Below are 6,296 nucleotides of genomic sequence, written 5' to 3' on the forward strand. Positions count from 1 at the left end.
CTTGTACCTGGCAGGAGACGGCCAGAGCGAGCGGCGAGCCGCTGCAGTGTTTGCCGGCGCCGCTGCCACGCCAGGCGGGGTATACGGATGGCAGCTCATGAGAATCCGATGCGGATTTTCATGGAGGGTTGTGCTGTCGGGTAATAGCGCCGCCCTTTTTCGGCGTCGTTCAGCAACCGCGGCCGCACCCCGCCCTTGTGCATGGTCAGGGCCAAGGCGATGCTGAACTGCACCAGTTCCAGACATACCAGGTGGTAGCCGATGCAGACGTGTGGGCCGCTGCCGAACTGCAGCATGTCCACTGGCCTGATCGGCCCCGTGCGTTGCAGCCACCGCGTCAGGCGGAACTGATCAGGCGCCTCGTGCAGCAGCGCCGAGGTCGAGAAATGCAGCAGCGGGATGCATAGACTGGTGCCCGCGGGAATGCGCCGTTGGCCGAGTTGTAAATCCTGCGTCGCGCGACGCGGTACGAGCGAGGACGCCGGATGCATGCGCAGCGTCTCGCGGAACAGCGCCTCGGCGACCGGACACTGCGCCAGGTCCGCGTGCCGAGTCGGCACCGCGCCCACGCGTTGCGCCTCCTCGACTAGGGCGTCCCACAGCTCAGGTTGCCGCGCCAGCTCGATCACCATCCAGGCCATCGTCGAGGCGGTGGTCTCGTGACCGGCAAGCAGCAGCAAGCGGATGTTGGCGACCAGGACGTCATCGGAGAGCGCGTCTTCGCTGCGATCGAAGGCGCTCACCATGTCGTTGATCAATCCGGTGCGCGCGGCATGCGCGCGCGCATCGCGGATGAACTGGCGCGACTGCGCGTCGATCCAGTCGCGGGCGGCGCGGCCGCGCCGCAAGGGCGTTCCGGGCAGGTCGACCGGGGGAGCGACCATCAACTGCAGCAGTTGCCGGTACTTGCGATGCCACTCCGGCAGGTCTTGGGCGGGGATGCCCATGAGAATGAATGTGAGCTTGAGCATCAGGTCGCCGGTTTCGGGCAGGATAGTTACCTCACGGCTGTCGCGCCACGCCTGCACCCGGGCCCGGATGACGGGCTCGAACAGCTCGCCAATCCCGGCCTCGGTCAGCCCCCTGGGCAGGAACGCCGCCTTGATCCCATCGCGTGCCTGCCGATGCGCGCTACCGTTCAAAGTGACCAACGTTCCGCCAAGGATTTCGGGCGCGATCTCTTCGATCAGCGCCGAGGACACGTCCTTGTGCCGGAGCAATGCGAACGCATCCGGATCCAGGCAGGTCATCAGCTGTCCGGCAGGGCCGAAGTCCAGCCAGAAGTGGCTGCCCAGCGTCCGTTCCGCGCGCTGCAGCAGGCCCGGCAGGTCACAAACGATGGCGGGAAGATGCCCGACCACGGGGAAGGCGCCGGGCATGACCGGGATGTCGTACCGCAGCCGGTGCCGACGGTTCAGCGGGTTGAGCAGCATGTCCATCACCTCCCTGGCGCAGCGGCCGCTTCGGCGGTGTCGCCGGCGGGCCGCGCGGCGCGGCTGTTGCCACCATCGGCGTATGTCGGCACATGCGTCAGCATGCCGCCGTCGATGCACACGACCTGGCCGGTGATGAACGCAGCATCGTCGGAGAGCAGGAAAGCCACCAGCGCGGCCACGTCCTCGGGGCGGCCGACGCGCGACAGGAGCTGGTGCCGGCGCAGATGCCGTTGCATGCACTCGTCCAGCTTGGCGAGGAGCCGTTCGGTCATGATAAGACCCGGCGCAACCGCGTTGCAGCGGATCTGCGCGTGACCGTACTGGGTGGCGAGCGAGGCCGACAGCATGTTCATCGCCGCCTTCGACGCGGCGTAGGACGTCTGCGCGGTGTCACCGCTGAGCCCCTGGCACGACGACATGTTGACGATCGCGCCACCGCCACGGGCTATCATCCGTGGGATGGCCTGCCGGCAGCAGAGCAGCGTGCCACGCAGATTAGTCGCCATCGTCTCATCCCAAACCGCCAGGTCCAGATCGAGGATCGCGCGGTCGCGCGGGGTCAGATGCATGGCGCTCGCGTTGTTCACCAGCAGGTCGACCCCACCAAAGTGCCGCTCCGCCGTCTCGAATAGCGCGGCCACCTCCTGCGCATCTGCGATGTCCATGGCCAGGGCAAGCGCCTGGCCCGCTTCGGCCGCGATCTGCGCGGTGCAGGCGATGGCCGCCGAGCCATCAATGTCAGCCACCACCACTCGGCCCCCCTCCCGCGCGATGGCGAGCGCGCATGCCTTGCCGATGCCGGCGCCGGCGCCGGTCACCACGGCAACCTTGCCTTCAAACCGTCCCATCTCGTCCTCCTGCAGTGCGCTGCTCTTTCGCGGCATGCCGCTCGGCCCCTGCCGGAGAAGGCACAGGTTCGGCACTGGCGTGATCATCATCGCCAGCGTCGCTTTCGATGACCCGAATGGCGGCGACCGGGCATTGGCTGGCCGCAAGCCGCGCTGCGGCGTGCAACGCCTCGGGGACCGTCGCCACGCACACTTCGGCCACGCCATCCGGTTCGCGCTGGCGAAAGGCAACTGGCAGCGTCAGCGCGCACTGCCCGGTGGTTCCGCACAGATCCTGGTCGATCACGACGCGCATCTCAGCCCCCCGCATGCGCATGCAGCCGCACCGGCAGCGAGCGGAATGTCCTAAGGAACGCGGATGGTTCCCGGGTCGGCTTCTCGGCCAGGACGAGCGTGGGGAAGCGCGCCTCGATCCGCGGCAGGCTCTCGGCCAACTGCACCCGGGCCAGTTGCGCCCCGAGGCAGAAGTGGATGCCGTGGCCAAAGCTCAGCATGATCTTCCCGTCGGTCGACATGCCAGGATTGGTGCCGTAGAACCGCGCAGGATCGAAGCGGTCAGGGTCGGCGAAGGCGTCCGGGTCGCGATTGCCGGCCGCGATCAGCACGCGCACGTCCGCGTTCTTCGGGATCATCACGCCGCTCAGTTCGATGTCGCGCTGGGCGATACGCGGAATGGAGCTGAACATGGCGGGTGCGTCGCAGCGCAGGACTTCTTCGACGAATGCCTCGATCCCCACGGTGTCTCCCTGCAGCCAGTGCCGCTGTTCGGGATACGCCAGCATCGCCAGGACCGCATGGTCGATCGTCGCAGCAGTGGTGGCGAAGCCGCCCAGCAGCATGCCCCACAGCATGCTAATCAACTCCGCATCCGACAGCGTGTCGGCATCGTCGTCGTGTGCGCCGACCAGCATCGACACGATGTCGTGGCGGGGATCGGTGCGCTTGCGCTGTATGAGGTCGCCGAAGTAGGCCTGCACCCTGGCGCTGGCCGCGTCCGCCGCGGCGAGCTGGGGATCGCTGGCGTGCGGGCTCAGGCCTTCCAGAATAGCGCCGATGCCGGCGGCGAGCCCTAACATGTCGTCTTGGGGCATGCCGAACAGTTCGGCGAAGACCAGCATGGGCAAGGCCAGCGCGAATTCCCGATGCAGGTCCACCGCTTCCCCGCGCTCCAGCGCGGGCGCCATGCCGTCCAGGCGCGCTGCGACGATGCGCGCGATGCTCGGCCGCAGGTTGTCGATCTGGCGCATGGTGAAATCGCGCGAGATCAGCCGGCGCAGACGCGTATGCGTCGGGGGGTCCTTCATCGCTAGCGTGGACGCCAGCAGTTTGAGGGACAGGCTGGTCGCCGCACGCGGGAAATAGCGCGCCAGTTCGCCCGGCGCCGGTCCTCGAAAGGCATCGCCCGTGGCCTTGAGCGCCCAGTAGATGTCGGCATGGCGGCTCAACAGAAAGAGACCCGACGCCGCGCGATGCACCGGATCGTGCTCGCGCAACCACCGCATGAACGGATACGGGTCGTGGATGCACGCTGGCGACGCCAGTTCGGCGAAAGCGTCCCGGCATGCTGCCGTGGTTTCTTGCACGTCCATCTTGTTACCTGTTGGCTGGCTGATCTGACCGGCGCGCGCCAGGCGCGCCGGCAAATTGCGGAGAAGATCGCGATACCCGGCGGCGTCCGCGCATCACCAGAGCACCGGGAACTCCTCGAACCCGCCACTGATGATCTCCTTGCGCAACTTCAGTTCTTCGGGCGCCACGGCCAGACGCAGGGCGGGAAAGCGCTGGAAGATCGAACCGAACACCACCTTGAGTTCCAGCCTGGCCAGCGCCACTCCAATGCAGTAGTGCGGCCCGTGGGAGAACGCCAGGTGGGGCTTTTCGTCGCGTCCGATGTCGAAGATTTCCGGGTCGTTGAAATGGCGCGGATCGAACGACGTCGCCGGCAGGCCGACCAGCACCTTGCTCTCCGCGGGAATATGCACGCCCGCGATGGTCACGTCGGTCCTCGGATAGCGCATGATGCCGTCCCAGCCCGCGCCCGGCGGGTACATGCGCAGAATTTCCTCCACCGCCTTGTCCACCAGGGATGGATCGCCGACCAGACGTTCGCGCTGTTGCGGATGGCGGAACATGGCCAGCAGGCCGAATTCGATCTGCGCGACGGTGCTCTCGTGCCCCGCCACCAGCATGCCCGCCGCCAGGCCGATCGCCTCTTCCTCGGTCGCCTCGCCCTGGTCGACCGCCGCGAGCAGATCCGTCAGCAGGTTGTCGCCCGGATCCTGGCGCTTGTCCCGCATCTTGCCGCTAATGTAGGCGCGCAGTTCTTCCCAGGCCAGGCGCGACGCGCTGCGCGGGCCGCTTTCATGTTGGTGCGTCATCACCTCGTCGGACAGCCCGGCGAAAAAGGCGTGATCCTCGTAGGGCACGCCCATCAGCGCGCTGATGACCATGGCCGGAAACGGAAAGGAGAGGTGGCGCCGCAGGTCGGCGGGCTGGGGCTGGGCCGCCAGCGTCTCGAACAACTGCGCGGCGATCGCCTCGACCTGTTGCGCGAGCAGCCTCACCCTGCGGCTGCTGAAGGCCGGCGCCACGATTGCGCGTAACCGGGCATGCTCGCCTCCCTCGTGCGAGACCAGCCACCCCGGCGAACCGAGAATCACCGAATCCGGGGTGAATGCCGCCGGCGGCATTCCCGCGGGCCGGAACGTCTCGTCGGACAGCACTGCCTTGGCCTCGTCGTAGCCTGTCACCCACCAGCCTTCGTGCCCGGACGGGAAGCGCACGCGGTGGATCGGACCGTTGGAGCGTAGCGCCAACATCTCGGGCGAGGGCTCGATGTGATCGACGCGCCACATCGGCAGCGTCGGCAAGGGTTGTTCGGACATGGTGGCACTTCACTTCTCTAAGCGATGGAAGGGCGGGAGGTGACCGGCAGGCGTTGCGGGCAGCGAATGACGTAAGACGGCATGTAGACGACGTCCTGCGCGGCGATGGTCGGCGCCAGATCCTCCAGCCGCACGAACAGCGGCGGAAAGGCGCATCGCAATTCCAGGCGCGCCAGCGCAGCGCCCAGGCAGCCCCAAAAGAAGAACTCTAGATCGCATCCAACACTTCCCTGCATTTTCGCGATTCACAACCGAGCGCCAAGTCATTGCCACAGCGAACCGTCGGAACGGACCAGACGCGAACAGCGACGTGCGCCGTGTCCGTCCCAAGACCATCGCACTGCGATTGGTGACGATGCCGTGAAACGAGCAAATCGCGTGCCGAAGTGAATTCGCAAGCTCAGCAGGCACTTCGTAGCGGCGCGTAGTGTCAGGTTTCTGGCATTGAGTCTTATTGCCGACAACCGGCGCAGCAGGTGCCCGACAAAGACCTGCTCTCGTGCTGAATGTGCGGGGCAGCCCTTGCGCGTTATTTCAAGCATCCGGATTGGCTGCAGCAGGTGTGGTTCGCCGGAAACCACTCCGATGTCGGCTGTAGCTATCCGGAAAACGAAGCCGCCTCTCCGCCATCTCGCTGGGTTTGATGGTCGCACGCGGCCGAGAACTTTTCCGACGGCAGACGCCCGACGGCTTCGGCATCATCCCAAGGCGTGATCACGCGTACCGTTCATCGTTGATGGACGAAGCGACGGGTTCAACTCACCACAGCCGTCGTGCCAAGGCGGCCTTGATCGTTTGCTATCAGAGACCGCCATCAAACTCCGGCGACGTGGTCGGCAAGGTCATTGGCTGCAAGAGTTCCTCCACCGCCCTATGGATCCTCGCAGACTCCGCCTTCATCCGAAAGGTTGGCTAACCTGAATTCCGCCGATCGGGCGATCTGCGAAACACTTGCCCACAAGTCTGGCGCGGCAGCGACTTCGTTCGAGTTTTCCATGCTCGATGGATTTGCTGGGCCAATAAAACTAGTGCGGACTTCAATTTGATTCCCCTCACATCAGGTTTTTTGTCAATGGTTCATTTTGATGGCATCACAAAGCCTCCTTTGTTCGCGGATCCACGGTCTG

Annotated in this window: 7 protein-coding genes; 1 reads left to right on the top strand and 6 read right to left on the bottom strand. The window is 65.8% G+C overall.

The genetic code is table 11. The features are described 5' to 3' along the window. Window positions 1–95 precede the first annotated feature (95 nt). From CO656_RS28040 to CO656_RS28065, 6 genes are all read right to left on the bottom strand, one after another. Complete coding sequence (locus CO656_RS28040; protein WP_028004336.1) at window positions 96–1,439, bottom strand: cytochrome P450; 1,344 nt, start codon at window positions 1,437–1,439, stop codon at window positions 96–98. Beyond that, window positions 1,439–2,284 carry an SDR family oxidoreductase gene (locus tag CO656_RS28045; RefSeq protein ID WP_028004337.1) on the bottom strand — a complete coding sequence of 282 codons (846 nt, stop codon included), beginning with the start codon at window positions 2,282–2,284 and terminating at the stop codon, window positions 1,439–1,441. The genes CO656_RS28040 and CO656_RS28045 overlap by 1 nt, the downstream gene beginning before the upstream one ends. Then, complete coding sequence (locus CO656_RS28050; RefSeq protein ID WP_097527979.1) at window positions 2,271–2,579, bottom strand: ferredoxin; 309 nt, start codon at window positions 2,577–2,579, stop codon at window positions 2,271–2,273. The genes CO656_RS28045 and CO656_RS28050 overlap by 14 nt, the downstream gene beginning before the upstream one ends. 1 nt (window position 2,580) lies before the next feature. Further along, window positions 2,581–3,873: a cytochrome P450 gene (locus tag CO656_RS28055; RefSeq protein ID WP_028004338.1), complete on the bottom strand. Its 1,293-nt coding sequence runs from the start codon at window positions 3,871–3,873 to the stop codon at window positions 2,581–2,583. Window positions 3,874–3,966: 93 nt separating this feature from the next. Further along, complete coding sequence (locus CO656_RS28060; RefSeq protein WP_097527977.1) at window positions 3,967–5,169, bottom strand: cytochrome P450; 1,203 nt, start codon at window positions 5,167–5,169, stop codon at window positions 3,967–3,969. Window positions 5,170–5,186: 17 nt separating this feature from the next. After that, complete coding sequence (locus CO656_RS28065; RefSeq protein WP_202862279.1) at window positions 5,187–5,405, bottom strand: hypothetical protein; 219 nt, start codon at window positions 5,403–5,405, stop codon at window positions 5,187–5,189. Between the two features lie 270 nt (window positions 5,406–5,675). On the opposite strand from CO656_RS28065, the gene CO656_RS31145 reads away from it, so the two are divergent. Beyond that, window positions 5,676–5,813, top strand: a complete 138-nt coding sequence (locus CO656_RS31145) for a DUF2235 domain-containing protein (protein WP_234819670.1) — start codon at window positions 5,676–5,678, stop codon at window positions 5,811–5,813. Window positions 5,814–6,296 lie beyond the last annotated feature (483 nt).

Origin of the sequence: Sinorhizobium sp. FG01, from assembly GCF_002531875.1 — a bacterium.
Lineage (GTDB): Bacteria > Pseudomonadota > Alphaproteobacteria > Rhizobiales > Rhizobiaceae > Sinorhizobium > Sinorhizobium fredii_C.